This is a genomic window from Xanthomonas sp. BRIP62409 (assembly GCF_003992965.1).
Lineage (GTDB): Bacteria > Pseudomonadota > Gammaproteobacteria > Xanthomonadales > Xanthomonadaceae > Xanthomonas > Xanthomonas euroxanthea.
In genome coordinates this window covers 58,920-83,744 of record NZ_QEZJ01000020.1, presented here as the reverse complement: position 1 = coordinate 83,744, position 24,825 = coordinate 58,920, and the positions used below count along the sequence as shown (strand labels likewise).

Here is a 24,825-nt window from a genome sequence, read left to right as displayed (position 1 = left end):
GTGGGTCGTTGTCAGCAGTCGTCGGCGCGGAAGGCGTCGCGGATCCAGTTCAGCACCGGTGGCTCGCCGCTGGCTTCCACCACGTCGAAGCGGCACGGCAGTGTCGCCAGTGCCGGGTGATAGGCGAGGAACAGTTGCGCGGCCAGCACCAGCTTGCGGCGCTTGCGCGCATCCACCGATGCCGCGCCACCGCCGAAGCGGTTGTCGCGGCGATAACGCACCTCCACGAACACCAGCGCCTGTCCGTCGCGCATCACCAGATCCAGTTCGCCGCCGCGGTAGCTGGCATTGCCCACCACCAGCCGCAGCCCGGCCTGCTCCAGCAGCGCGCGGGCGGCCGCTTCCACCGCCGCACCACGTTGCTGACGCGCTGCCGGCATGGTGTCAGCGGCCGTCGGCGATCGGCACCGGGCGGCCACCGTTGAAGGTGGACCAGGCCGGGGTGCGCAGCACATTGCCGAAGCCGTCCAGATGCAGGGTGCCGGTGGCGCCGCGCAGGCCGCCATCGGTGCCGGTGGCGAGCTTTTCCAGGTACGCGCTGATCTTCCAGGCGTCGTAGCCGAACGCGAACAGGCGCGCACCCGGTCCGCGTGCGCTGGGCAACGTGCTGGCGACCTGGGTGGAGGCCGGCAGCCCGGACACGCCCAGGGCGGTCCAGGTCTCGCTCGGGTAGACGATGCCGTCCAGGGCCAGGTCGTCTTCGACCTTGCCGGTGCCGGCCACCAGCTGCGAGGTGCCCACGCGCGACTTGCCGGCGAACCCGCTCAAGGCCAGTTGCGGCGCCAGCGCGCGCGCGGTGTTGCCACGCACTGCCAGGAACACCGCATCGGCGGTGCCGTAGTTGCGCAGCTGCGCACCGATGTCGCCCGGCACCTCGGCCACGCTGATGCTGCCGGCGATGGTGCCGCCGCGTTCGCTGAAGCGGTCGCGGAAGGCCTTGATGGTGCGCTTGCCGTTGTCGTCGCTGGTGCCGACGATCAGCACGTTGCGACGTTCGCGCGAGAGCAGGTATTCGGCGGCCATGATGCCGTCGTCTTCCGGCGCCAGCGAGAAGCCGGCGCTGCCGCTGGGCGGTGCCTTGTTGTCGGTGGGGCGGTTGAGCGCCAGCACCGGCACCGCCAGCTGGCCGCGTGCGAACACGGCGCTGACTTCGTCGCGCCCCAACGGGCCGACCACGTAATCCACCCCGGCGCTCACTGCCTTGTCGTAGGCGGCATTGGCGCCGGCGGCAGTGCCGGCGGTGTCGAAGAAGCGCAGTTCCGGGCGGCGGCGGGTTTCGGCGTAGTAGCCGGCCAGCAGACCATCGCGCACCGGCGCCGAGGCGGTGGCCAGGTTGCCGCTGAGCGGCAGCAGCACGCCCAGCTTGATCGGCGGGCGATAGCCATCGCGTTCGGCCGGCGGGCGCTTGCTGGTGTCAAAACCCCATTGCGCGTCGCGGTCGAACGCGCGCGGCAGCGCCAGGCCGCGGCTGATCAGGGCGCGGCCGGCGAAGTTGTACAGCGGATCGCCCGCCGGCAGCGCCGCGGTGCGGCCCTTCAGCGTGGCGTCGTCGAGTGCGGCCAGCAGGCGCACGATCGCGCGCTGGTTCTCGCTGCGCGGGGTGCCGGTCAGGCTGGCATCGGCGCGTGCGCGGTCGGCGGCAGCGCCGAACAGGTCGCCGGTGCCTTCCAGTGCGGCGGCGCGTGCCAGCAGCCAGCGGGTCTGCAGCGGCTGGGGCAGGCCTTGCGGGCTGTCGCCCAGGGCCTGCAGCGCCTGCGCGGCCTGCTTGTCGATCACCGCCAACTCGCCGGTCAGCAGCGCGAAGCGGGCGCGGTCTTCGCCGCCGAGATGCCGCGCGGTGACCTGCGCCAGCAGCGTGCGCGCACGTGCGTCATCGCCGGCGTCGTGCCAGCCGAACGCGGACGCGGCCAGCAGGCGGCTGCGCTGCGCACCGCTGGCGCCGGCGGCCTCGGCTTCCAGTTGCTGCGCCGCCTCGCGCGGCTTGCCCTGGTCCAGCAACGCCAGCGCCGCGCTCTGGGTCGGCGAGGCGGTCTGGGTGACGCTGCTGGTGGCGCAACCGGCGGCCAGCATCACCATCAGCGACAGGGCGGAGATCCTTGCAACACGCTTGTTCATTTCAGATCCATTGGACGGGGCCCGCCGGGGCGGACCGTTAAAAACGCTACGATTCTACCCTTTGCCCTACGGAATACCGTCGATGACCTCCCCTGGAACCCTGCACGTGGTCGCCACGCCGATCGGCAACCTGGCCGACCTGTCGCCGCGTGCGCAGGAGGTGCTGCGTGGCGTGGCCGCGATCTGCGCCGAAGACACCCGCCACACCCGCCAGCTGCTCGGCCACTTCGGCATCGACCGCCCGCTGCTGGCCCTGCACGACCACAACGAAGACGCCATGTCCGAGCGCATCGTCGCGCGCCTGCGCGAGGGCGAGTCGCTGGCCATCGTCAGCGATGCCGGCACCCCGCTGGTCAGCGATCCTGGCTTCAAGCTGGTGCGCGCCGCCCGCGCGGCCGGGATCCGGGTCAGCCCGGTTCCCGGCGCCTGCGCGGTGATCGCCGCGCTCAGCGTGGCCGGCCTGCCCAGCGACCGCTTCGGCTTCGAGGGCTTTTTGCCGGCCAAGAGCGCCGCACGTCGCGAGCGCCTGGCGCACCTGGCCGGCGAGACCCGCACCCTGGTGTTCTACGAATCGGCGCACCGCATCGTCGAATCGCTGGCCGACCTGCGCCTGGCCTTCGGCGACGAGCGCCCGGCGGTGATCGCGCGCGAGCTGACCAAGCTGTTCGAAACCGTGCTCGACGGCACCCTGGCGCAGTTGCAGGCCAAGGTCGAAGCTGACGACAACCAGCGCAAGGGCGAGTTCGTGGTGATGGTGCAGGGCGCCGCCGACGCTGCCGAAGGCCTGCTGGCCGAAGGCCGCCGCGTCTACGCCAAGCTTGCCGAGCACCTGCCGCCGTCCACGGCCGCCAAGCTGGCCGCCGAACTGACCGGCGCGCCGCGCAAGGCCTTGTATGGTGGCTAGGTGTGCTGTTGCAGGAGCAGGTTTACGTGCACTGGGATTTTTCTCGGTAAGGCCTCTCGCGCCCGGGTGCGCTCCTACGGGCAATTGCGGGCCTGCCGGCAACGGCGGGGGGAAGTCGCGGCGCCGTTGTGCACGGTGGCGATAGCGTATAGTGCGCCCCGGCGGAGTCGGCCAGACAGTCGCGTCACTCGCAAGAGTGCCGAGGAAAGTCCGGGCTCCATAGGGCAAGGTGCCAGGTAACGCCTGGGCGGCGCGAGCCGACGGAAAGTGCAACAGAAAGATACCGCCTACGTCCCTCGTCACCCCTCTGCCGCCACTGAAGCGTGTCGGCGATGCGCAGCATCGCCAAGTGCGTTCGGAGGCTGCAGAGGGGTGGCGAGGGGCCGGTAAGGGTGAAATGGTGCGGTAAGAGCGCACCGCGAGTCCGGTAACGGACCGGCACGGCAAACCCCACCTGGAGCAAGACCAAATAGGGATCCATTGGCGTGGCCCGCGCTGGATCCGGGTAGGTTGCTTGAGCGCTGCGGTGACGTAGCGCCTAGACGAATGACTGTCCACGACAGAACCCGGCTTACCGGCCGGCTCCGCCACCTTCGTTCGGGCGTTCGCCCTTCTCGAAGGTGCCCACGCTTTGTACCGCCATTGGCGGTACAAAACGCGGGTCCCGCTCCGGGCATTCCAAATCCCTGCGGCTGTTCGCTGCCTTCTTCGGGCGTTCGCCCAAAGAAGACACCCACGCTTCGTACCGCCGGTGGCGGTACGAACCGCAGGCCCCGCTCCGGGCATGCCACACCCCTGCGGCTGTCGCCGCGCCCCCTTGACTCAAGGGGGCTTGCACTCGGGTGCACTGCTGGAGCGTCGGGTCGTCTGCCATCGATGAAACTGCTGTCGATGGAATTGCTTGGTAATGACTGCTGCTTTGTTCTCCCGGTTTGCGGAGGGGGACGGGCGGGTCCAGACCTTTTTTGCCTTCCACCGCTTGCGGGGGAAGGTGCCCGAAGGGCGGATGGGGGTAGCGCGGGAATGCGTGGCGGATCCCACCCTCATCCGGCGCTGCGCGCCACCTTCTCCCACGGGCGGGAGAAGGGGGGCTGGGCGGTCTGCATTTGCCCGGCCTACGGGAGCGATGCGTGGGCCAGGCCCTTTGTTTCTTGCCTTATCGTCCCGCCACGCAGTAACGGTGTCTCTAAATCTCCAGCCGCGTCTCGCCCTGGAAGATGCCGTTCGGGCCGAAGCGCCGTTCGTGGATGAAGCCGTTGCCGTGGTGGTCCACCGCGACGATGGTGCTGGCGCGGGTGCCGTAGCTGGCGCCGCTGATGAAGGCGGCCGACAGCAGGCGTTCGGTGGGCAGGTCCACGCCGGTGTGGGGCAGGGCGTGGTCCGGCGCGATGGCGGGGTTGCCCAGGGCGGTCCACAGCGGTTGCAGGTCGTCGCTGCCTGCGGCGCACCAGTCGTGCAAGGCCGCGGTCAACGTAGCGGTCTTGGGCCAGTGCGCGTCCAGCGGGCCGTTGGACATGCCGTGGATGCCAGGCGCCAGCGTGCGTGCCAGGGGCGGGTGGTTACTGAGGTGTTCGCAGCGCTCGGCGTCGCACACCACCAGATTGAACGGCGGGAACTCGTGCGCGGCGGCCGCCAGGTCGCCGGCGTAGACGGCCGCGCCCAGGCTGCCGGCCAGGTAATTGGCAATCAGGTGACCGCGCGAGCGGCCGGACGCGGTGGCGAGCGGGTCGCGCACGTTGGTCACCACCGCGGCGCGGCCGTCACTGCCCAGGCCCACCCAGCTGCCGCCCGAGCGCAGGTCGCGGCCCGCCAGCACCCCGTCGGCGGGTGCTGGCCAGCGCGCCAGCGCAGCGGTCGGGCGCTCGTGGAATTCATCGCGGTTGCCCGCCAGCAGCAGGCGCCAGCGCGGGTGGGTTTTCCAGGCAAGAGCGACCAGGCACATGCCGCCGATTGTCGCCTGTTTGCGCATTAACCATGTGCAGCTGGCGCAGTGTGAAGTGAGACTGCGGTCGGGTTTACATGGCCTTCACGCCCCTGAATTTTCGTTCAATCTCAAAATCTGAGATGAAACAGCAACTTGTGGATAACCTTTGAACAAGTCTCTAAAGAGTGCCGCAACTCATTGATGCGACTGGCGATTTGTGGCCCTCAAAGTTGTTGACAACCTTTGACGCGCTGCTAAGGTGGGCAACGGAGGGAAAACCAGGTGTTTTGTGGTTTTTCGTGGTTCAATGATCCCCCAGCGGGTATTCGAGGTTGTATTCGGTGTTTCAGGGCGAGACTGCCATCACGGTGGACGACAAGGGGCGTATGGCGGTGCCAACCGCGTACCGCGACCTGGTCACGCGCGTGAGCGGCAATCGCCTGGTGCTCACCTACAACCCGTTCGAAGCCGGCTGCCTGTGGCTGTATGCGGAAAAGGAGTGGGAGCGGGTGCGTGACGATGTGATGTCCAAGCCCAACACCCAGCGCGTGGTCCGCACGCTGCAGCAGAAACTGGTGGGTTCTTCCGCAGTGCTGGAGCTGGACGCCAATGGCCGTCTGAGCATCCCGGCCAGCCACCGCAACGCGGTCGGCATCGAGAAGAAGGCCGTGCTGCTGGGTATGGGCGACAAATTCGAACTCTGGAGCGAGCAGGCACATCGCGCACTGATCCAGCAGACATTGTCTGACGGGGATCTGGGCGATGAATTGCTCGATCTCAGGTTGTGAGCCGGGGTGCCCGGATGCGCGGTGAAGCGCAGCCCGGTCACCCGGTGTCGCAGCCGCCGGCGGCCCACGCGCCGGTGCTGTACACGCAGGTTCTGGACGGCCTGCAGGTGATCGAAAACGGAACTTATCTCGATGGCACGTTCGGACGTGGCGGACACGCCCGTGGCGTGCTGCAACACCTTGGCCCGGGAGGTCGACTGCTGGTGATGGACAAGGACCCCGACGCGATCGCCGTGGCCGAACAGTCGTTCGGTGGCGATGCGCGCGTGTCCATCCATCGCGGCAGTTTTGCCGGTCTTGGCCAGGTGGTCGCTGCGGCAACCGTCGATGGCATCCTGCTGGATCTGGGCGTGTCCTCGCCGCAGCTGGATGTGGCCGGGCGCGGTTTCAGTTTCGGCAAGGACGGCCCGCTGGACATGCGCATGGACCCGGATGCCGGCCAGAGCGCGGCCGAGTGGCTGGCGCAGGCCAGCGAGCGCGACATCGCCGACGTGCTGTGGACCTATGGCGAAGAGCGCCAGAGCCGCCGCATCGCGCGCGCCGTCGTGGCGCGCCGCGCCGAACAGCCGCTGCTGCGCACCGCGCAGCTGGCCGAGCTGATCGCCTCGGTGATGCCGCGCGGCGACAGCAAGACCCATCCGGCCACGCGCAGCTTTCAGGCGATCCGCATCTATATCAACCGCGAGCTGGACGACCTGGAAGCCGGCCTGGATGCCGCCCTGGGCGCGCTCAAGCCCGGCGGCCGCCTGGCGGTGATCAGCTTCCACTCGCTGGAAGACCGCATCGTCAAGCAGTTCATGGCCCGCTACGCCAAGGCGCCGCCGAGCAACCGCCGCCTGCCCGAAGCCCAGCCTTTCGTGCCGACGCTGCAGCTGATCAGCGGCGCCATCAAGGCCGACGACGCCGAACTGAGCGTCAACCCGCGCGCCCGTAGCGCGGTGTTGCGGGTGGCTGAGAAGCTGGGATTCGGGAGTAGGGATTCGGGATTGGAAAAGCGCTCTGAGCGAATCTCGAATCCCCAATCCCCAATCCCGGCGTCTCAAGGAGACGCCCAATGAGCCGCCTGCTGCTCATCGTGCTGCTGGCCTGCAGCATCGCCTCGGCGATCGGGGTCGTGTACATGCGCCACATGCATCGCAAGCTGTTCGTGCAGTTGTCCAAGCTCGAACACACGCGGGATGAATTGAATATCGAATTCGGCCGGCTGCAGCTGGAGCAGGCCACCTGGGCGGAAAGCAACCGCGTGGATCAGGTTGCGCGTGCGCGCATCGGGATGAAGTTCCCGGAGACCAACGACATCGTGGTGGTGCGCCCATGAGCGAACGGCAGGACAACCGTTTTGCACGGCGAAGCCGCCCGCAGGGTGGCGCACATGTCGGTGTTGCGCTCATGACAAAACGGCAGGACAGCCGTTTTGCACGGCGAAGCCGCCCGCAGGGTGGCGCACATGTCGGTGTTGCGCTCATGACAAAACGGCAGGACAGCCGTTTTGCACGGCGAAGCCGCCCGCAGGGTGGCGCACACGGAGGTGCGCCATGAAAGCCGGCCGCAACCGCGCGCGCAGCAACTTCAACCTGCGTGGCCGCCTGACGCTGGTCGGCATCGCGCTGGGCCTGTGCTCGGTGACGCTGATCGGCCGCGCGGCGTTCGTGCAGCTGGTCAACCGAGACTTCTACCAGCGCCAGGGCGAAGCGCGCTACCTGCGCGAGCTGCCGATCGCCACCTCGCGCGGCATGATCACCGACCGCAACGGCGAGCCGCTGGCGGTGTCCACGCCGGTGGAATCGATCTGGGTCAATCCGCAGGAGCTGTTGCGCAATCCGGACCGCATTCCCGAGCTGGCCAAGGCGCTCGGCCAGCCGCTGGACGAATTGAACGCCAAGCTGGCGCAGAAGGCCGGCAAGGAATTCATGTACCTGCAGCGCCGGATCAATCCGGACAAGGCACATGCGATTGTCGACCTGAAGATTCCCGGCGTGTTCTCGCAGCGCGAGTTCCGGCGCTTCTATCCGCAAGGCGAGGCGATGGCCCACGTGCTGGGCTTCACCAATATCGACGACCGCGGCCAGGAAGGCCTGGAGCTGGCCTTCGACGAATGGCTGCGCGGCAAGCCGGGCTCCAAGAAGGTGGTGCGCGATGCGCGCGGCGCGATCGTGGAGAGCGTGGATCTGGTGCGTCCGGCGCAGCCGGGCAAGGACCTGACGCTGAGCATCGATCGCCGCATCCAGTTCCTGGCCTACAAGGAGCTGCGCAACGCGCTGGTCGAAAACAACGCTGCCGGCGGTTCGATGGTGGTGATGGATGTGGCCACCGGCGAAGTGCTGGCGATGGTCAACCTGCCGACCTACAACCCCAACGCGGTCACCGGCATCAACCCCTCGGCGCGCCGCAACCGTGCGGTCACCGATCTGGTCGAGCCGGGCTCGACGATGAAGCCGCTGACCGTGGCCACCGCGCTGACCGCCGGCGTGGTGACCAAGGACACCGTCATCGACACCAACCCCGGCTACATGTCGGTGGGGCGCTTCACCATCCGCGATGTGCCGCGCAACAACGGCGTGCTCAACGTCACTGGCGTGATCACGCGCAGCTCCAACATCGGCGCGGCCAAGATCGCGGCCAAGGTGCCGGACCAGACCTTCTATCAGTCGATCCGCAACTTCGGTTACGGCGCTGCGCCGCATAGCGGGTTTCCCGGCGAATCGGCCGGTGTGGTGCTGCAGCCGGCGCGCTGGAGCGGCCCGTCCAAGACCACGATGTCCTACGGCTACGGCCTGTCGGTGACGCCGCTGCAGATCGCGCAGGCGTACGCCACGCTGGGCAATGGCGGCAAGCTGACCCCGCCGACCTTCGTGCGCGGCCAGCACAACGAAACCCGCCAGGTGGTCACCCCCGAAGTGGCGCGCCAGGTCATCGACATGATGGAAACCGTGGTCACCCAGGGGGGCGCCAAGGGCGCGGCGATCCTGGGCTACCACGTGGCCGGCAAGACCGGTACCGCGCGCAAGAACGGCGCCAACGGATACGAGCGCGGGCATTACAACGCGCTGTTCGCCGGCCTGGTGCCGGCCACGCGTCCGCGCTTTGCCACCGTCATCGTGATCAACGATCCGCAGGGCAAGGTGTATTACGGCGGCCTGGTGTCGGCACCGGTGTTCCATCGGGTGATGGAAGGCGCGCTGCGGCTGATGGACGTGCCGCCGGACGACATCCAGTCGTGGCTGGCCGCGCAGGCTGCCGGCAAGACCGGGCAGCCGGTAGTCAAGCCGCAGCCGGCCGACCTGGACCCGGCATTGGTGCCGGATCCGGTGGACGAAGTGTCCGCTGGCATCCCGACCGCGATCGCACCGCCGGCCGCGCCCACCACCGCCCAGCCCGCACCGTTGCAGGAGAGCCGCCAGTGAGCCGCGCCATGCCGCTGTCGCAGCTGTTGCCTGACCTGACGCTTGCGCACGACGTGCAGGTGTCGGGCCTGGTGATGGACAGCCGTGTGGTGCGTGCAGGCGATGCCTTCGTGGCGATCGCCGGTTTCGGCGCGCACGGCCTGGGCTTTGTCGACCAGGCGCGCGCCAATGGCGCGGTGGCGGTGTTGTTCGAGCCGCCGGCGCCGGCCGATCTGCCGGTACCGGTCGATGCGATCGCCGTGCCCGGTTTGCGTGCGCGCCTGGGCGCGATGGCCGACCAGTTCCACGGCCAGCCCTCGCGAGCGATGCGCATGGTCGGCGTCACCGGCACCAATGGCAAGACCTCGACGGTGCAATTGCTGGCACAGGCCCTGACGCTGCTCGGCACGCCCGCCGGCACGCTCGGTACCCTGGGCGTGGGCCTGTACGGCAGCGCCGTGCCGACCGGGTTCACCACACCACTGGTGCTGCAGACGCATGCCTTGCTGGCGCAACTGCGCGACGAGGGCGCGCAGGCCGTGGCGATGGAAGTCAGCTCGCATGCGCTGGACCAGGGCCGCGTGGATGCGGTGCATTTCGACGTGGCGGTGTTCACCAATCTCACCCGCGACCATCTCGATTACCACGGCGACATGGCGCAGTACGGCGCGGCCAAGGCCAGGCTGTTCGCGCGCGCCGGATTGAAGGCCGCCGTGGTCAACCTGGACGATGACTTCGGCCGCACGCTGCTGGCCTCGCTCGACCCCGCGCTGCGCGCGATCGGCGTGAGTTCGCGCGCGCAGGCCCAGGCAAGCGTGCGTGCACAGGCGCTGCAGTTGGATCACAACGGGATCAATTTCGCGCTGCATATCGACGGTCACGTGCATCCGGTGCACTCGCCGCTGCTGGGCCGTTTCAACGTGGACAACCTGCTGGCCGTGGCCGGCGCGTTGTCTGCGCTGGACATCGCGCCGGCACGGATCGCCGAGGTGCTCGGTCGGCTGCAGCCGATCCATGGGCGCATGAACCGCCTCGGTGGCGCGCATGGCGCACCGTTGGTGGTCGTCGACTACGCACACACGCCCGATGCGCTGCAACAGGCACTGGCCAGCCTGCGCGCGCATGCGCAGGACCGGTTGATCTGCGTATTCGGTTGCGGTGGCGAGCGCGATACCGGTAAGCGCCCGCAGATGGCGGCCATTGCCGAGGTCAACGCCGACGTGGCGATCGTCACCGACGACAACCCGCGGGGCGAAGATGGCGATGTGATCGTGGCCGACATCCTGCGCGGCTTCGCGCGTCCGGATGCGGCGATCGTGCAGCGCGACCGCGCCGCGGCGATCCATCAGGCCATCAGCATGGCCGGTGCCTCCGACATCGTGCTGATCGCCGGCAAGGGCCACGAGCCATATCAGGAAGTGGCCGGTGTGCGGCATGCCTTCGACGACGCCATCGTGGCGGCGCAGGCCTTGTTGCCGCGGACCGGGCTGGGAGTGCGCGCATGAAGCTCACTCCATTGTCGTTGATCGCCCACTGGGCCGGTGGCGAGCTGCATGGCGACGACGCCATGATCGACACCGTCGGCAACGACACCCGTACGCTGGCCAATGGCAGCCTGTATGTGGCGCTGCGCGGCGAGCGTTTCGACGGCCACGACTTTGCCGCAGACGCGGTGGCACATGGCGCCAGCGGACTGCTGGTCGATCGGCTGCTGCCGGCGCTGAGCGTGCCCCAGGTGCTGGTGGGCAATACCGAACTGGCGTTGGCGCGTATCGCCGCCGGCATGCAGCGCGACCGCGCCACGCGGGTGATCGCCTTGACCGGCTCCAACGGCAAGACCAGCGTCAAGGCCTTGCTGCTGGCCATCCTGAGCGAGGCCGGGCGTGTCGACGGAACCACCGTGTACGCCACGCCGGGCAACCGCAACAACGAGATCGGCCTGCCGCTGGCGGTGATCGCCGCCCCGGACGATGCGGATCTGGCGATCTACGAAATGGGCGCCGGCAAGCCGGGCGATATCGCCTATCTCACCGAGATCGCGCAGCCGCACGTGGCCCTGGTCAACAACATCGCACCCGCGCATCTGGAACGCCTGGGCAGCCTGCTCGGCGTCGCCCGCACCAAGGGCGCCATCTATGCCGCGTTGCCGGCCGATGGCGTGGCAGTGATCAATGCCGACGATGCCTTCGGTGCCTGGTTCGAGCAGCAACTGCAGGCGCAGCCGGTGCAGGGCCGCCGCGTGTTGCGTTACGGCCTGCAGGCCAGTGCCGAGATCACCGCGCATGGCCTGCGGCTGCAGGCGGGCGGGGCACAGTTCACGCTGGTGACCCCGCAAGGCCAGGCGCAGATCGCGCTGCCGTTGCCGGGCCGCCACAACGTGCTCAACGCGCTGGCTGCGGCCGGCCTGGCGTTGGGTGCGGGCATCGCCCTGCCGGTCATCGCCGCCGGTCTGGCGCAGGCGCGCCCGGTGGCCGGTCGTCAGATCACCCACACCCTGCCCGGCGGCGCTGTGCTGATCGACGACAGCTACAACGCCAATCCCGGTTCGCTGGACGCGGCCATCGACACGCTGGCCGCGGCATCTGGCCAGGGCTGGCTGGTGCTCGGCGACATGCGTGAACTCGGCCCGGAAGGCGTGGCCTTGCATGCGGCCGCCGGCCGTCGCGCGCGCGCGGCCAAGCTGCAGCGCCTATACGCGCTGGGCGAGCTCAGTGCCGCCGCCGCGCAGGCGTTCGGCGAGGGCGGCCGCGTGTTCGCCACCCATGCCGCATTGATCGCGGCCTTGCAGGCGGATCTGGCGCAGCTCGCCGTTTCGCCGACTCAAACGCAGGAATCTTCTTCGATGTACGAACACACCGGTGCGGCGGCGCAGACTGCCGCCACCACGGCGCACACCCCGCCCACGCTGCTGGTGAAAGGCTCCCGTGGCAGCGCCATGGACCGCATCGTCGCCGCGCTGCTGGCCCCGGCGGAGGACGCATCCCATGCTGCTTGAGCTGGCGCGTTGGCTGCAGCAACTGGAGAGCCTGTTCGGGCTGTTCAACTATCTGACCTTCCGCGGCATCCTGGCGGCGCTGACCGCGCTGTTCCTGTCGTTGTGGATGGGCCCGGCGGTGATCCGCAAGCTGGCCCAGTTCAAGGGTGGCCAGCCGATCCGCCAGGATGGCCCGCAGACGCATTTCTCCAAGGCCGGCACCCCGACCATGGGCGGCTCGCTGATCCTGCTGACGGTGACCCTGTCGGTGCTGCTGTGGGGCGACCTGCGCAACCGCTACGTGTGGCTGGTGCTGGCGGTGATGATCTGTTTCGGCGCGATCGGCTGGTACGACGACTGGATCAAGATCGTGCGCCGCGATCCCAACGGCCTGAAGTCGCGCTGGAAGTACCTGCTGCAGTCGATCTTCGGCCTGGCAGCGGGGCTGTTCCTGTACTACACCGCCGACGTGCCGGCCGCGATCACCTTCTACATTCCGATGTTCAAGTCGATCGCGCTGCCGCTGGCCGGCGTGAGCTTTGTGGTGATCGCCTATTTCTGGATCGTCGGCTTCTCCAATGCGGTGAACCTCACCGACGGCCTGGACGGCCTGGCGATCATGCCGACCGTGCTGGTGGCCTGCGCGCTGGGCGTGTTCGCCTATGCCTCGGGCAATGTGGTGTTTGCCGAATACCTGAAAATCCCGCTGATTCCGGGGGCTGGCGAGCTGATCATCATCTGCTCGGCGATCGCCGGTGCAGGCCTGGGCTTTCTGTGGTTCAACACCTATCCGGCCATGGTGTTCATGGGCGACATCGGCGCGCTGTCGCTGGGCGCGGTGCTCGGCACCATCGCGGTGATCGTGCGCCAGGAACTGGTGCTGGTGATCATGGGCGGCGTGTTCGTGATCGAGACGCTGTCGGTGATGATCCAGGTCGCCAGCTTCAAGCTGACCGGCAAGCGCGTGTTCCGCATGGCGCCGATCCATCACCACTTCGAACTCAAAGGCTGGCCGGAGCCGCGCGTGATCGTGCGCTTCTGGATCATTTCGGTGGTGCTGGTGCTGATCGGCCTTGCCACGTTGAAGGTGCGCTGATGAACGACATGTCCCGCCAGGCCACGCGACTGGACGCCATCGGCGGCCGCTACGACCCGTGGCTGCTCGGGGCCGCGGCCACGCTCGCCTCGCTGGGCGTGGTGATGGTGGCGTCCAGCTCGATCGAGCTGTCCGACAACCCGTTCTATTACCTGACCCGCCACCTGCTGTTCCTGGGCATCGGCGTGGGCCTGGCGTTCTGGGCGATGCGCACCGAGCTCAAGACCATCGAGCAGTACAACCAGGTGCTGCTGCTGGCCTGCTTCGGCCTGCTGATGGTGGTGTTCGTGCCCGGCCTGGGCAGCAGCGTCAACGGCGCCAAGCGCTGGATCAACCTGGGCGTGTCGAAGTTCCAGACCGTCGAAGCGGTCAAAGTGCTCTACATCGTGTGGCTGTCCAGCTATCTGGTGCGCTTTCGCGACGAGGTCAACGCGACCTGGCCGGCGATGCTCAAGCCGCTGGGCGTGGCGATCGCCCTGGTTGGCCTGCTGCTGATGCAGCCGGACTTCGGCTCGTCCACGCTGCTGCTGGCGATCACCGCCGGCATGCTGGTGCTGGGCGGGGTGAACCTGCCGCGCATGTCGATGCCGATCGTGTTCGGCCTGCCGGTGTTCGCCTTCATCGCGATCCTGGAGCCGTACCGGCTGCGTCGCATCACCTCGTTCCTGGACCCGTGGGCCGACCAGCTCGGCTCCGGCTATCAGCTGTCCAACGCCTTGATGGCGGTCGGCCGCGGCCAGTGGACCGGTGTGGGCCTGGGCGCCTCGGTGCAGAAGCTCAATTACCTGCCCGAAGCGCATACCGACTTCATCTTCTCGGTCATTGCCGAAGAACTCGGCTTTGTCGGCGTGTGCGGGGTGATCGCGCTGTACGCGCTGCTGGTCGGCCGCGCGTTCTGGCTGGGCATGCGCTGCGTGGAAATGAAGCGTCACTTCTCCGGCTACATCGCCTTCGGCATCGGCTTGTGGATCAGCCTGCAGAGCTTCGTCTCGGTGGGCGTGAACCTGGGCATCCTGCCGACCAAGGGCCTGACCCTGCCGCTGATTTCCTCCGGCGGTTCGTCGGTGCTGATGACCTGCGTGGCGATGGGTCTGCTGTTGCGCGTGTCCTACGAGATGGATCGTGCCGAGCGCCTGCGCAGCAAATTGTCGCCGCAGGGCGCGGGCGCGCCGTCGGCCGAGCCGGCCGAACCGGTGGTCGAATCGGCCGCGCCAGCCTATGCGCCGGCGCACAAGCCGCAGCGTGACCCAGTTGCCGCCGCACCCGCGGCCGCACCGGTCGCTGCCGCATCGGTGGCACCGGCGTCGGCCATCCTGCGCGGCACCAGCCGCATGCAGCCGCGGGTGGAACCGACCTTCGGGAGGATTGCATGAGTGCCCATGCGAACCCCTCGCAAACGCCCGCACATCCAGGTGCGGGGAGTCGACCAGTGATGATTCTGGCTGGCGGCACCGGCGGGCACATCTTCCCCGGTCTGGCCGTGGCCAAGGTGCTGCGCGCGCGTGGCGTGCCGGTGACCTGGCTGGGCGCCGATGGAGCGATGGAAACCCGGCTGGTGCCGCAGCACGCCATTCCACTGGACACGCTGGCCATCAGCGGCCTGCGCGGCAAGGGGCTGGTGAAATTGCTCGGTGCACCGGTGCGGGTGATGCGCGCAGTGCGCGCCGCCGGTTTCGTGCTGCGCAAGCGCCAGCCGCGTGCGGTGATCAGTTTCGGCGGCTTCGCGGCCGGCCCGGGTGGCCTGGCGGCGCGGCTGCTCGGCGTGCCGTTGCTGGTGCACGAACAGAACCGCGCCCCCGGCATGACCAACAAGGTGTTGTCGCGGTTTGCGCGCCGTGTGCTGACCGGTTTCCCGGGCAGCTTCGCTGGCGAGGAAGCGGTGGGCAATCCGGTGCGCGCCGAAATCGCAGCGCTTCCCGCGCCGGCCACGCGTCTGGTCGGCCGTGGCGGTGCCGTGCGTGTGCTGGTGCTCGGTGGCAGCCAGGGCGCGCGCGCATTGAATCAGGCCGTGCCGGCGGCACTGGCCGCGCTCGGCCACCCGGATGTGGACGTGCGCCACCAGTGCGGTGAGAAGCTGCGCGCCGAAGCCGAGGCGGCGTACGCGCAGGCGGGCGTCAACGCCAGCGTCGAACCGTTCATCGCCGACATGGCCGCCGCTTACGCCTGGGCCGACCTGGTCGTGTGCCGCGCCGGTGCATCGACGCTGGCCGAACTGTGCGCCGCCGGCATCGGCAGCGTGCTGGTGCCCTTTGCCGCAGCGGTGGACGACCACCAGACCCGCAATGCCGAATACCTGGTCGGCGCCGACGCCGCCGTGCTGCTCAAGCAGGACGACACCCTGGCCGTGCGCCTGCAGCAGGTCTTGCAGACCCTGCTCGTCGACCCCGCACGTCGCCTGTCGATGGCACAGGCCGCCCGCACCCTGGCCAAACCGGATGCGGCCGAACGCATCGCCGACATCATTCTGCAGGAGGCCGGGAGTGGGGATTCGGGATTGGGGATTCGTAAAGAGCAACAGCACAAGCAGGAAAGCATGCAGAAATCCGTTAATGGTCAATTTTCGGCGCGATCGATCGCCGCCGTTGCCAATCTCCAATCCCTAATCTCCAATCCCGGCACCTCTGCCGGAGGTGCCCAGTGATCCGCCGTCTGCAGGATAGTGGCGATCTGGTGCGTGCATTTCCGCGCGTGCATTTCGTCGGTATCGGCGGCACCGGCATGAGCGGCATTGCCGAGGTGATGCTGACGCTGGGCTATGAAGTCTCCGGTTCGGACAACTCCGATAACGTGGCGACACGGCGGCTGGCCAAGCTGGGCGCGCGGGTGATGCGCGGGCATTCGGCGGCCAACGTGCTCGGCACCGATTGCGTGGTGGTGTCCAGTGCGATCCGCGAAGACAACCCCGAGCTGATGGAAGCGCGCAGCCAGCGCATTCCGATCATGCCGCGTGCGGCGATGCTGGCCGAGCTGATGCGGTTCCGTCGCGGCATCGCGGTGGCCGGCACGCATGGCAAGACCACCACCACCAGCCTGGCGGCGGCCGTGCTGAGCGAAGGCGGGCTGGATCCGACCTTCGTCATCGGCGGGCAGTTGCTGGCCGCCGGTGCCAACGCCAAGCTCGGCGGTGGCCAATGGCTGGTGGCCGAGGCCGACGAAAGCGATGGCAGCTTCCTGCGCCTGAATCCGTTGATGGCGGTGATCACCAACATCGATGCCGATCACCTGGAAAACTACGGCAACGATTTCGCACGCATCCAGGCCGCATTCGCCGAATTCCTGCAGCGCCTGCCGTTCTACGGGCTGGCGTTGCTGTGCATCGACGACCCGGAAGTGGCCGCGCTGGCCGGCAAGACACCGCGCCACGTGATGAGCTACGGCATGAGCGAGAACGCCGACGTGCGCGCCGAAGACGTGGTGCAGGACGGCCCGCGCATGCGCTTCACGCTGCGCCTGCCCGAAGGCACCACCACGCCGGTGACGCTGGCATTGCCGGGCCGTCACAACGTGCTCAACGCACTGGCCGCTGCCGCGATCGGCTGGCAGCTGGGCGTGGCGCCGGAGACCATTGCGCGTGCGCTGGAAAACTTCGCCGGCATCGGCCGCCGCTTCAACGACCTGGGCGAAGTCACCACCAGCACCGGTGCGCGCGTGCGTGTGGTCGACGACTACGGCCACCATCCGCGCGAGCTGGAAGCGGTGTTCGCCGCCGCCCGCGGTGGCTGGCCGGACAAGCGCCTGGTGGTGGCGTTCCAGCCACATCGCTACAGCCGTACCCGCGATCAGTTCGACGCCTTTGCCGCGGTGCTGAGCACCGTCGATGCGCTGGTGCTGAGCGAGGTCTATCCGGCCGGCGAGGCACCGATTCCGGGCGCCGATGCGCGTGCACTGGCGCGTGCGATCCGTGCGCGCGGCCGCAGCGAACCGGTGGTGGTCGGGCAGATTTCCGGCCTGGCCGAAGTGCTGCCGGACGTGCTGCAGGACGGCGATCTGCTGCTGATGATGGGCGCCGGCGATATCGGCTATGTCGCACAGCACATCATCAACAACGGCTTCACCGGAGCGACCGCATGAGCGCGGTGATTCCCAATGCACGCATCAGCGATCCGGCCGCGTTCGGCCGTGTCGCGGTGTTGCTCGGCGGCACCTCGTCCGAGCGCGAGGTGTCGTTGAATTCCGGCGGCAACGTGCTCGAGGCATTGCGTGCGCGCGGCGTCGATGCGCAGCCGGTCGACGGCATTCCGGCCCTGGCGCAGGCCCTGGTCGAGCAGCGTTTCGATCGGGTCTTCAACGTGCTGCACGGCCATAACGGCGGCGGCGAAGACGGCATCGTGCAAGGCCTGATGGAAGCCTTCAAGGTGCCGTACACCGGCTCCAACGTGCTGGGTTCGGCGTTGAGCATGGACAAGATCCGTACCAAGCAGGTGTGGCTGTCGCTGGGCCTGCCCACGCCGCGCTACGCGCGCCTGGCCGCCGGCGCCAGTGCCGATGACATCCATGCCGCCGCACGGCAGATCGGCCTGCCGGTCATCGTCAAGCCAGCCAACGAAGGCTCCAGCGTCGGCATCAGCCGCGTGTTCGACCAGTCCCAGCTCGAAGAGGCGGTGGTGCTGGCGGCGCGCTACGACGGCGCGCTGCTGATGGAGCAGCTGATCGAAGGCGACGAACTCACCGTGGCCGTGCTCGGCGAGGTCGCGTTGCCGTCGATCCGCATCGTGCCCAAGGGCCAGTGGTACGACTACGACGCCAAATACGTGGCCGACGACACCCAGTACCTGTGCCCGGGCCTGGACGGCGATGCCGAGACGCAGATTCGCCAGCTCGCGCTCGATGCCTTCCGCGCCGCCGGCGCGCGCGGCTGGGGCCGCGTGGACGTGATGCGCGACCGCGCCAGCGGCCAGTTGTATCTGCTGGAAGTCAACACGGCCCCGGGCATGACCAGTCACTCGCTGGTGCCCAAGGCCGCGCGCCAGCTCGGCATCGATTTCGAAGAACTGGTCTGGCGCGTGCTGGAGCAGACGCTATGACGCCGGGATTGGGGATTCGGGATTCGGGATTGGCTAACAGCGACGCCATGCGCGCCGTTGCCGTTGCTGTGGCGAATCCCCAATCCCGAATTTCCAATCCCGCGAGCGCAGCGCGCGCCGTTGCGAATCCCCAATCCCCAATGCCGAATCCCGTGTGCGGAGCACACCAATGAACGCCACCCTGCGCATCCTGGCGTGGTTGCTCGCGGTGGCGCTGGTCGCGTTGCCGGTGGTGGCCGTGCTCAATGGCTGGGTCGGTGCCGAGCGCTGGCCGTTGGCGCGGCTGCGGGTGTCGGGCGATTTCAAGCGGGTGCCGGCCGAGCAGTTACGTGCGGTGGTCCTGCCGTATGCGCGCGCGGGCTTTTTCGCGGTGAAGTTGCAGAACGCGCAGGACGCCATCGCGCGCCTGCCGTGGGTGGAAAGTGCACAGGTGCGCAAGCGCTGGCCGGACGTGCTGGAAGTGCACGTCACCGAGCACAAGCCGTTCGCGCGCTGGGGCACCGACCGCATGTTGTCCGAGCAGGGCCGGTTGTTCCGCACCCCGCCGTTGTTGAAGGACTTCAAGCTGCCGCAGCTCGGCGGCCCGGACAGCAAGACCCAGGACGTGGTGGCGCTCTACAACGAGTCGCGCGCGCTGTTCGCGCCGACCGGGCTGGATGTGGAACGTCTGGAAATGGATGCGCGCGGCAGCTGGTCGCTGGGCCTGAGCAACGGCGTGCAGATCGTGATCGGCCGCGACGACGCCCGCGCCCGCCTGCAACGCTTCGCCCGCGTGCTGCCGCAACTGGCCGACCCGCAACGCCCGATCGCCCGCGCCGACCTGCGCTACACAAACGGCTTCACGGTCGAACGGAATTTGGAAAACGTGGTGCCTGAGACCAAGAAAAGACCTCCGCCGTCCACGCCCGCCGCACATCACACGGTCGTGCTGCAACTCCCTCGCACCCATACCCCGCTTTTCTCCAATCCCGAATCCCAAATCCCGAATCCCGGCTTTAAGACATGAACCGCAAAGGCGACAAATCCCTCATCGTTGGACTGGACATCGGCACCTCCAAGGTCGTCGCGCTGGTCGGCGAGTACTCGCCCGGCAATCCGATCGAAGTGATCGGCATCGGTTCGCATGAATCGCGCGGTCTCAAGCGCGGCGTGGTGGTGGACATCGAATCCACCGTGCAGTCGATCCAGCGTGCGGTCGAAGAGGCCGAGCTGATGGCCGGCTGCGAGATCCGTTCGGTGTATGCGTCGATTTCCGGCAACCACGTGCAGTGCAAGAACTCGCCCGGCATCGTGCCGATCCGCGACGGCGAAGTGACCTGGAGCGATCTGGAGCGCGTGCTGGATGCGGCCAAGGCCGTGGCCATTCCCGCCGACCAGCGCATCCTGCATGCGATCCCGCGCGAATACGTGCTGGACGATTCGCAGGAAGGCATCCGCAATCCGGTCGGCATGACCGGCGTGCGCCTGGAGGTGCACGCGCATCTGGTGGTGTGCGCGCAGTCGGCCGCGGCCAACATCACCAAGTGCGTGCAGAAGTGCGGCCTGCAGGTGGACGACCTGGTGCTGTCGTCGCTGGCTTCCAGCGTGGCGGTATTGACCGCCGACGAGCGCGAACTGGGCGTGGTGCTGGTGGATATCGGCGCCGGCACCACCGACCTGGCGGTCTACGTGCAGGGCGCGATCTGCCATACCGCTTCGCTGCCGATCGCCGGCGACCACGTCACCAACGACATCGCGCACATGTTGCGCACGCCGACCCCGGAAGCCGAGCAGATCAAGGTGCGCTACGCCTGCGCGCTGGCGCAGCTGGCTACCGCCGAGGAAAGCATCCAGGTGCCGTCGGTGGGTGATCGCCCGCCGCGCCGCATGCCGCGGCATGCGCTGGCGCAGGCGGTGCAGGGCCGTTACGAGGAAATCTTCGAGATGGTGCAGGCCGAATTGCGCCGCTCCGGTTTCGAGGAAATGGTGCGCGCCGGCATGGTGCTCACCGGTGGCGCCTCGAAGATGGAAGGCGTGGTTGAACTGGCCGAAGAAATGTTGCAGATGCCGGTGCGCGTGGGCATTCCCCAGCACGTCACCGGCCTGGGCGAAGTCGTCGGCAACCCGGTGCACGCCTCCGGCGTGGGCCTGTTGCTGATGGGCAGCCAGATCGAACACCCGCGGCGCCCGTCGATCCCGACCGGACGGGCCGGCAGTTTGTTCAAGAAATTGAAGAATTGGTATCGCGGGGAATTCTGAGGAGCCGGGATTTGGAATTCGGGATTTGGAATTGGCAAGAGCGAAAGAAAAGCAGGGCGGCGGCGAAGATAAGTAGAGAGCGGCGAGCGGGTAGGCGGTAAAATTTTTTGCAGGCATTGCGTCGAGGAGTAGGTGAGGTGAGTCGTAGAACGCATCGCGGATCTACGGCCCCGGCACACGAATCCCGACTTTCAAACAACAATACTCGCCGTGGTGCGGAGTGGGGCAGGGACCAGCGCTGTTGCGACTCCCCAATCCCGACTCCCCAATCCCGGCTCAAGAGGACACTGACATGGCACATTTCGAACTGATTGAAAAAATGGCTCCCAACGCGGTCATCAAGGTCGTTGGCGTGGGCGGCGGCGGCGGCAACGCGGTCGCGCACATGGTCAACACCAATGTCGATGGCGTGGAGTTCATCACCGCCAACACCGACTCGCAGGCGATCAAGAACTGCGGCGCCAAGCTGCAGCTGCAGCTCGGCACCAACGTGACCAAGGGCCTGGGCGCCGGCGCCAATCCGGAAGTCGGCCGCCAGGCTGCGCTGGAAGATCGCGAGCGCATCATGGACGCACTGCAGGGTGCGGACATGGTGTTCATCACCGCCGGCATGGGCGGCGGCACCGGCACCGGCGCGGCGCCAGTCGTTGCACAGCTGGCCAAGGAAATGGGCATCCTGACCGTGGCCGTGGTCACCAAGCCGTTCCCGTTCGAAGGCCGTCGCCGCATGCAGGTCGCGCTGAAGGGCATCGAGGAACTGAGCCAGCATTGCGACTCGCTGATCACCATCCCCAATGAAAAGCTGATCACCGTGCTCGGCCGCAACGCCACCATGATCCAGGCCTTCCGCGCTGCCAACGACGTGCTGCAGGGCGCCGTGCAGGGCATCGCCGACCTGATCGTGCGTCCGGGCCTGATCAACGTCGACTTCGCCGACGTGCGCACCGTGATGTCGGAAATGGGCCTGGCCATGATGGGTACCGGTTCGGCACGCGGCGACGATCGCGCCCAGGCCGCTGCCGAAGCCGCCATCCAGAACCCGCTGCTGGACGACGTCAACCTAGCCGGTGCCAACGGCATCCTGGTCAACATCACCGCCGGCCCGGACTTCACCATGTCCGAGTTCGACGAGATCGGCCGCACCATCGAAGCGTTCGCCTCGGAAGATGCGACCGTGGTCGTCGGCACCGTGCTTGACCCGGACATGCAGGACGAAGTGCGCGTCACCGTGGTGGCCACTGGCCTGAACCGTGCGGTTGCCCGCCAGACCCAGCGTCCGGACCAGCGCGCGCCGATCAAGCTGGTACGCAACGCCACCACCGGCCAGCCGGAGTTCGGCGATTTCGACACCAGCGGCGGCGATGCGGTGTCCAAGGCCGTCGGCGGCAGCATGGGCCTGGGCCTGCGTCGTCCGAGCAGCGACTCGGTCGGCAGCGGCAGCGGTAGCAACAACGGTGGCGGCTCCGCTGCGCCGGCCGCAGACCTGCCCAACGACTACCTGGATATCCCGGCGTTCCTGCGCCGCCAGGCCGACTGAGGAGCGTCGGCCGCGTCGCTACGGCGGCGCGGTCCGTCCCGCCCCGGGGTTTGCCCCGGGGATGCTGTGCCATGTCCTTTCTGCCGGATCGGCCACGATCCGGCAGCTTTTGCAGTTGCGTGACCCGGGAATTACAGTTCCCGTCACGCGCGACTTGTTAAAATTCGGATAATCTCTACGGATTAGACAGCCGGTTCAGCGTCTGTCTGCATTGTTCATCCAGACTTCGCATATGACCCAGCAACGCACTCTCAAGAACACCATTCGCGCCACCGGCGTCGGCCTGCACAGTGGCGACAAGGTGTACATGACGCTGCGACCGGCCCCGGTCGATCATGGCGTGGTGTTCCGGCGTGTGGACCTGGAGCCGATCGTCGAAGTTCCTGCCGATGCCGAACTGGTCACCGAGACCACGCTGTGCACCGGCCTGACCTGCAATGGCGCCAAGATCCAGACCGTCGAGCACCTGATGTCGGCGCTGGCCGGCCTGGGTGTGGACAACGTCATCGTCGAACTGTCCTCGGCCGAGTTGCCGATCATGGACGGTTCGTCCGGCCCGTTCGTGTTCCTGCTGCAATCGGCAGGCATCGTCGAGCAGAACAAGGCCAAGCGCTTCATCCGCATCAAGCAGACGGTGGAAGTGCGCGAGGGCGACAAGGTCGCGCGCTTCGAGCCGTACGAAGGCTACAAACTCGGCTTCACCATCGAATTCAATCACCCGATGATCCCGGCCAAGCAGTCGCGCCAGGAAATCGAGTTCTCCACCTCGGCCTACGTCAAGGAAATCTCGCGCGCCCGGACCTTCGGTTTCATGCGTGATCTCGAATATATGCGCGAGCGCAATCTGGGCCTGGGCGGGTCGATGGACAATGCCATCGTGCTGGACGAGTTCCGCGTGCTCAACGAGGACGGCCTGCGTTACACCAACGAATTCGTGCGGCACAAGATCCTGGACGCGATCGGCGACCTGTATCTGGCCGGCGGCGCCATCCTGGGCGCCTACGAAGGCTTCAAATCCGGCCACGCACTCAACAACAAGCTGGTGCGCGCGCTGCTGGCGGATCAGGCCGCCTGGGAATGGGTCAGCTTCCCCGAGGGCAGCGTGCAGCCACCGGTCACCTACGCCAGCCCCGTCTACGCCTGATGTCGGGGAATGCCGTAATCGGCGTTCGAAGTGTGAACTGCGTCGGATTTACGGCCCGTTCTTAACTTTTATTTAAGACTTCTCTAACTCCTGCGCGGCCCAGGCCCGCTAGGATGCGTCGGGTCGTGCGCGGCCTTCGCAACTCTTTCACGCCGCGATGGCCGTCGCGTAACAGGCGGCACCCACTCACCGTTTGGTGGGTGGAACGTCCTGCAGGGAGGCCAGCGCATCGCGCAGACCTCGGTGCGTGGCCTCCGACACAGGACGTGGACGCTCGCGATTCTGCTGCGTTGGGGAATGCAGCGGGGTGGTGGTGGTCTTGATGGTCACTGCGGTGGCCTTCAGTCCGATGGATCGGGCGGCATCCAGTAATTGGGTCTCGGCAAGTCGCAACTTGGCATGCCAGACAGGTGAATCAACCAGAAAAACCAGCTGTTCGTCTCTGACATTGGCCAGCCGGCAACGGGTGGCCAGATGAGGCGGTAACAGGGGGCGCAACTGCCGGTCCAGCGCATCGAGCCACAAGGCGCGGCGCAAGGGGTCGCCAGCCTTTTCACCCAACGCGGCCTCGATGGCCGGTTGTGGGACGGAAGGGTTGCGTGCGTTGGACTTGGGCTTGGACATGACACTCATATGGCGTTGAAGAAAGTTGTAATCAAATCTCGCGAAACCCGGGCGCAACGGTTGGCCCGGCAGTTCCAGGGCTTCGCTGCGGATCGACCGATGGTAGTCCTCGGTGCCGTGCTTGGGCTGGGCATGTTGATCGGCATCGGTGCCAGCACCGCCACCGGCATGGTGACCAATTCCGCGTTGCAGGCCAAGGTTGCCCGGCAGCAGGCCGAGCTGGCCCAGGCGCAGCGCGCCTCGCAGGCGCAGGTCAACGCACTGGCCGCGCGCATGGGCGAGCTGCAGGCGCAGGCCACCCGTCTCAATGCATTGGGCGAGCGGCTGACCGAAATGGGCAAGCTGAAGGACGGCGAGTTCGACTTCGACGCGCCGGTCGGCGTCGGTGGCGGCGATGAGCCGGTCAGCGACATGCCGGTCGAATCGCTCAAGCAGACGCTAGGGCAGGTCGAACAGCAGTTCTCCGCCTCCGGCCAGCAACTGAACGTGCTGGCCACGCTGATGTTCGATCATCAGCTCGAACAGAATTCGGTGCCCTCGCGGATGCCGATCCGCAACACCTACATCACCTCCGGCTTCGGCGGTCGTGCCGATCCGTTCGACGGCGGCTCGGCCTTCCACAAGGGGGTGGACTTCCACGCCAACGTAGGCGACCCGGTGATGTCGGTCGCCGATGGCGTGGTCAGCTACGCCGGCGTGCGCGGCGGCTACGGCAACGTGGTGGAAGTGGACCACGGCAACGGCTACGTGACCCGCTATGCACACAACTCGCGCCTGGTGGTGAAGGTGGGCGATCTGGTCCGCGCCGGCCAGCAGGTGGCCAGGGCCGGCTCCAGCGGCCGCTCCACCGGCGCGCACGTGCATTTCGAAGTGTGGGCGGACGGGCGGGTGGTCAATCCGCGCAAGTTCCTGGGCGATACCAATACGCCGGTGGGCCGCCGCGGGCGCGGTTGACGACGGCGCGGGTGGTGCTTGATTCGTGAAGGCCCGCCCCAAGCTACAATAGGGTGTTGCCATCGACAGGGCGCAGTGCGCCCTGTTTCGTTTACGGCGGCCGGGTCTTGGGGACCGGCG

The 24,825-nt window shown here is 67.4% G+C and carries 21 protein-coding genes and 1 other RNA gene; 18 read left to right on the top strand and 4 right to left on the bottom strand.

What is annotated here, in order from left to right; all coding sequences use genetic code 11:
* Positions 1-11: 11 nt before the first annotated feature.
* Both EO170_RS09610 and EO170_RS09605 read right to left on the bottom strand, forming a co-directional pair.
* Positions 12-380, bottom strand: a complete 369-nt coding sequence (locus tag EO170_RS09610) for a YraN family protein (RefSeq protein WP_104584541.1) — start codon at positions 378-380, stop codon at positions 12-14.
* 4 nt (positions 381-384) lie between these two features.
* A complete protein-coding gene (locus EO170_RS09605; RefSeq protein ID WP_104584544.1) occupies positions 385-2,115 on the bottom strand; it encodes a penicillin-binding protein activator in 1,731 nt (576 codons plus the stop codon).
* Positions 2,116-2,197: 82 nt separating this feature from the next.
* On the opposite strand from EO170_RS09605, the gene rsmI reads away from it, so the two are divergent.
* Both rsmI and rnpB read left to right on the top strand, forming a co-directional pair.
* Positions 2,198-3,019, top strand: coding sequence for a 16S rRNA (cytidine(1402)-2'-O)-methyltransferase (rsmI, locus tag EO170_RS09600; RefSeq protein ID WP_126944427.1), 822 nt, complete (start codon positions 2,198-2,200; stop codon positions 3,017-3,019).
* 163 nt (positions 3,020-3,182) lie between these two features.
* Positions 3,183-3,609: RNase P RNA component class A (gene rnpB / locus EO170_RS09595), an RNA gene on the top strand.
* Between the two features lie 596 nt (positions 3,610-4,205).
* On the opposite strand, the gene EO170_RS09590 is transcribed toward rnpB, so the two are convergent.
* The gene (locus tag EO170_RS09590; RefSeq protein WP_126944424.1) at positions 4,206-4,961 is read right to left on the bottom strand and encodes an NRDE family protein; all 756 of its coding nucleotides are present in this window, start codon (positions 4,959-4,961) and stop codon (positions 4,206-4,208) included.
* Between the two features lie 314 nt (positions 4,962-5,275).
* Between EO170_RS09590 and mraZ the strand changes: the two genes are divergently transcribed.
* The 15 genes from mraZ to lpxC all read left to right on the top strand — a co-directional run bounded on the left by mraZ (position 5,276) and on the right by lpxC (position 23,127).
* Positions 5,276-5,731, top strand: coding sequence for a division/cell wall cluster transcriptional repressor MraZ (mraZ, locus tag EO170_RS09585; RefSeq protein ID WP_016903087.1), 456 nt, complete (start codon positions 5,276-5,278; stop codon positions 5,729-5,731).
* 14 nt (positions 5,732-5,745) lie between these two features.
* Complete coding sequence (gene rsmH / locus EO170_RS09580; RefSeq protein ID WP_164740988.1) at positions 5,746-6,789, top strand: 16S rRNA (cytosine(1402)-N(4))-methyltransferase RsmH; 1,044 nt, start codon at positions 5,746-5,748, stop codon at positions 6,787-6,789.
* Positions 6,786-7,049: a cell division protein FtsL gene (ftsL, locus tag EO170_RS09575; RefSeq protein ID WP_005991913.1), complete on the top strand. Its 264-nt coding sequence runs from the start codon at positions 6,786-6,788 to the stop codon at positions 7,047-7,049. Before rsmH ends, ftsL begins: the two co-directional genes overlap by 4 nt.
* A 217-nt stretch (positions 7,050-7,266) precedes the next feature.
* On the top strand, positions 7,267-9,135 hold the full coding sequence (locus tag EO170_RS09570; RefSeq protein WP_104584549.1) for a penicillin-binding protein 2: 1,869 nt from the start codon (positions 7,267-7,269) through the stop codon (positions 9,133-9,135).
* Between the two features lie 8 nt (positions 9,136-9,143).
* Complete coding sequence (locus EO170_RS09565; protein ID WP_206514004.1) at positions 9,144-10,619, top strand: UDP-N-acetylmuramoyl-L-alanyl-D-glutamate--2,6-diaminopimelate ligase; 1,476 nt, start codon at positions 9,144-9,146, stop codon at positions 10,617-10,619.
* Positions 10,616-12,109, top strand: coding sequence for a UDP-N-acetylmuramoyl-tripeptide--D-alanyl-D-alanine ligase (murF, locus tag EO170_RS09560; protein WP_126944418.1), 1,494 nt, complete (start codon positions 10,616-10,618; stop codon positions 12,107-12,109). The genes EO170_RS09565 and murF overlap by 4 nt, the downstream gene beginning before the upstream one ends.
* Positions 12,099-13,184 (top strand): phospho-N-acetylmuramoyl-pentapeptide-transferase, encoded by a 1,086-nt coding sequence (gene mraY, locus EO170_RS09555; RefSeq protein ID WP_104538520.1) that lies wholly within the window; start codon positions 12,099-12,101, stop codon positions 13,182-13,184. The genes murF and mraY overlap by 11 nt, the downstream gene beginning before the upstream one ends.
* Positions 13,184-14,557: a putative lipid II flippase FtsW gene (ftsW, locus tag EO170_RS09550; RefSeq protein ID WP_126944415.1), complete on the top strand. Its 1,374-nt coding sequence runs from the start codon at positions 13,184-13,186 to the stop codon at positions 14,555-14,557. The genes mraY and ftsW overlap by 1 nt, the downstream gene beginning before the upstream one ends.
* Complete coding sequence (gene murG, locus EO170_RS09545; RefSeq protein ID WP_126944412.1) at positions 14,554-15,825, top strand: undecaprenyldiphospho-muramoylpentapeptide beta-N-acetylglucosaminyltransferase; 1,272 nt, start codon at positions 14,554-14,556, stop codon at positions 15,823-15,825. The genes ftsW and murG overlap by 4 nt, the downstream gene beginning before the upstream one ends.
* Entirely contained in the window at positions 15,822-17,255 is a 1,434-nt protein-coding gene (murC, locus tag EO170_RS09540; protein WP_104584564.1) for a UDP-N-acetylmuramate--L-alanine ligase, read from the top strand. The genes murG and murC overlap by 4 nt, the downstream gene beginning before the upstream one ends.
* On the top strand, positions 17,252-18,208 hold the full coding sequence (locus EO170_RS09535; RefSeq protein ID WP_119129625.1) for a D-alanine--D-alanine ligase: 957 nt from the start codon (positions 17,252-17,254) through the stop codon (positions 18,206-18,208). Before murC ends, EO170_RS09535 begins: the two co-directional genes overlap by 4 nt.
* A gap of 169 nt (positions 18,209-18,377) precedes the next feature.
* Positions 18,378-19,214, top strand: coding sequence for a cell division protein FtsQ/DivIB (locus EO170_RS09530; RefSeq protein ID WP_126944409.1), 837 nt, complete (start codon positions 18,378-18,380; stop codon positions 19,212-19,214).
* Positions 19,211-20,446, top strand: a complete 1,236-nt coding sequence (gene ftsA, locus EO170_RS09525) for a cell division protein FtsA (protein WP_003485272.1) — start codon at positions 19,211-19,213, stop codon at positions 20,444-20,446. The genes EO170_RS09530 and ftsA overlap by 4 nt, the downstream gene beginning before the upstream one ends.
* A 292-nt stretch (positions 20,447-20,738) precedes the next feature.
* Positions 20,739-21,983 carry a cell division protein FtsZ gene (ftsZ, locus tag EO170_RS09520; protein WP_104584569.1) on the top strand — a complete coding sequence of 415 codons (1,245 nt, stop codon included), beginning with the start codon at positions 20,739-20,741 and terminating at the stop codon, positions 21,981-21,983.
* A 232-nt stretch (positions 21,984-22,215) separates the two neighbouring features.
* Entirely contained in the window at positions 22,216-23,127 is a 912-nt protein-coding gene (gene lpxC, locus EO170_RS09515) for a UDP-3-O-acyl-N-acetylglucosamine deacetylase (RefSeq protein WP_104584571.1), read from the top strand.
* A gap of 186 nt (positions 23,128-23,313) precedes the next feature.
* On the opposite strand, the gene EO170_RS09510 is transcribed toward lpxC, so the two are convergent.
* Positions 23,314-23,760 (bottom strand): DUF721 domain-containing protein, encoded by a 447-nt coding sequence (locus EO170_RS09510; RefSeq protein ID WP_104543326.1) that lies wholly within the window; start codon positions 23,758-23,760, stop codon positions 23,314-23,316.
* Here EO170_RS09510 and EO170_RS09505 point away from each other — a divergent pair, their 5' ends adjacent.
* The gene (locus EO170_RS09505) at positions 23,761-24,705 is read left to right on the top strand and encodes a M23 family metallopeptidase (RefSeq protein ID WP_104649684.1); all 945 of its coding nucleotides are present in this window, start codon (positions 23,761-23,763) and stop codon (positions 24,703-24,705) included.
* Positions 24,706-24,825 lie beyond the last annotated feature (120 nt).

Coding starts and splice junctions, on each gene's coding strand:
- EO170_RS09570 (WP_104584549.1), top strand. CDS start 7,267: ATGAAAGCCGGCCGCAACCGCGCGCGCAGCAACTTCAACCTGCGTGGC.
- ftsL (WP_005991913.1), top strand. CDS start 6,786: ATGAGCCGCCTGCTGCTCATCGTGCTGCTGGCCTGCAGCATCGCCTCG.
- murF (WP_126944418.1), top strand. CDS start 10,616: ATGAAGCTCACTCCATTGTCGTTGATCGCCCACTGGGCCGGTGGCGAG.
- EO170_RS09530 (WP_126944409.1), top strand. CDS start 18,378: ATGAACGCCACCCTGCGCATCCTGGCGTGGTTGCTCGCGGTGGCGCTG.
- ftsW (WP_126944415.1), top strand. CDS start 13,184: ATGAACGACATGTCCCGCCAGGCCACGCGACTGGACGCCATCGGCGGC.
- EO170_RS09505 (WP_104649684.1), top strand. CDS start 23,761: ATGGCGTTGAAGAAAGTTGTAATCAAATCTCGCGAAACCCGGGCGCAA.
- murG (WP_126944412.1), top strand. CDS start 14,554: ATGAGTGCCCATGCGAACCCCTCGCAAACGCCCGCACATCCAGGTGCG.
- rsmI (WP_126944427.1), top strand. CDS start 2,198: ATGACCTCCCCTGGAACCCTGCACGTGGTCGCCACGCCGATCGGCAAC.
- rsmH (WP_164740988.1), top strand. CDS start 5,746: ATGCGCGGTGAAGCGCAGCCCGGTCACCCGGTGTCGCAGCCGCCGGCG.
- lpxC (WP_104584571.1), top strand. CDS start 22,216: ATGACCCAGCAACGCACTCTCAAGAACACCATTCGCGCCACCGGCGTC.
- ftsA (WP_003485272.1), top strand. CDS start 19,211: ATGAACCGCAAAGGCGACAAATCCCTCATCGTTGGACTGGACATCGGC.
- EO170_RS09535 (WP_119129625.1), top strand. CDS start 17,252: ATGAGCGCGGTGATTCCCAATGCACGCATCAGCGATCCGGCCGCGTTC.
- EO170_RS09590 (WP_126944424.1), bottom strand. CDS start 4,961: ATGTGCCTGGTCGCTCTTGCCTGGAAAACCCACCCGCGCTGGCGCCTG.
- EO170_RS09565 (WP_206514004.1), top strand. CDS start 9,144: ATGCCGCTGTCGCAGCTGTTGCCTGACCTGACGCTTGCGCACGACGTG.
- EO170_RS09610 (WP_104584541.1), bottom strand. CDS start 380: ATGCCGGCAGCGCGTCAGCAACGTGGTGCGGCGGTGGAAGCGGCCGCC.
- EO170_RS09510 (WP_104543326.1), bottom strand. CDS start 23,760: ATGAGTGTCATGTCCAAGCCCAAGTCCAACGCACGCAACCCTTCCGTC.
- ftsZ (WP_104584569.1), top strand. CDS start 20,739: ATGGCACATTTCGAACTGATTGAAAAAATGGCTCCCAACGCGGTCATC.
- EO170_RS09605 (WP_104584544.1), bottom strand. CDS start 2,115: ATGAACAAGCGTGTTGCAAGGATCTCCGCCCTGTCGCTGATGGTGATG.
- mraY (WP_104538520.1), top strand. CDS start 12,099: ATGCTGCTTGAGCTGGCGCGTTGGCTGCAGCAACTGGAGAGCCTGTTC.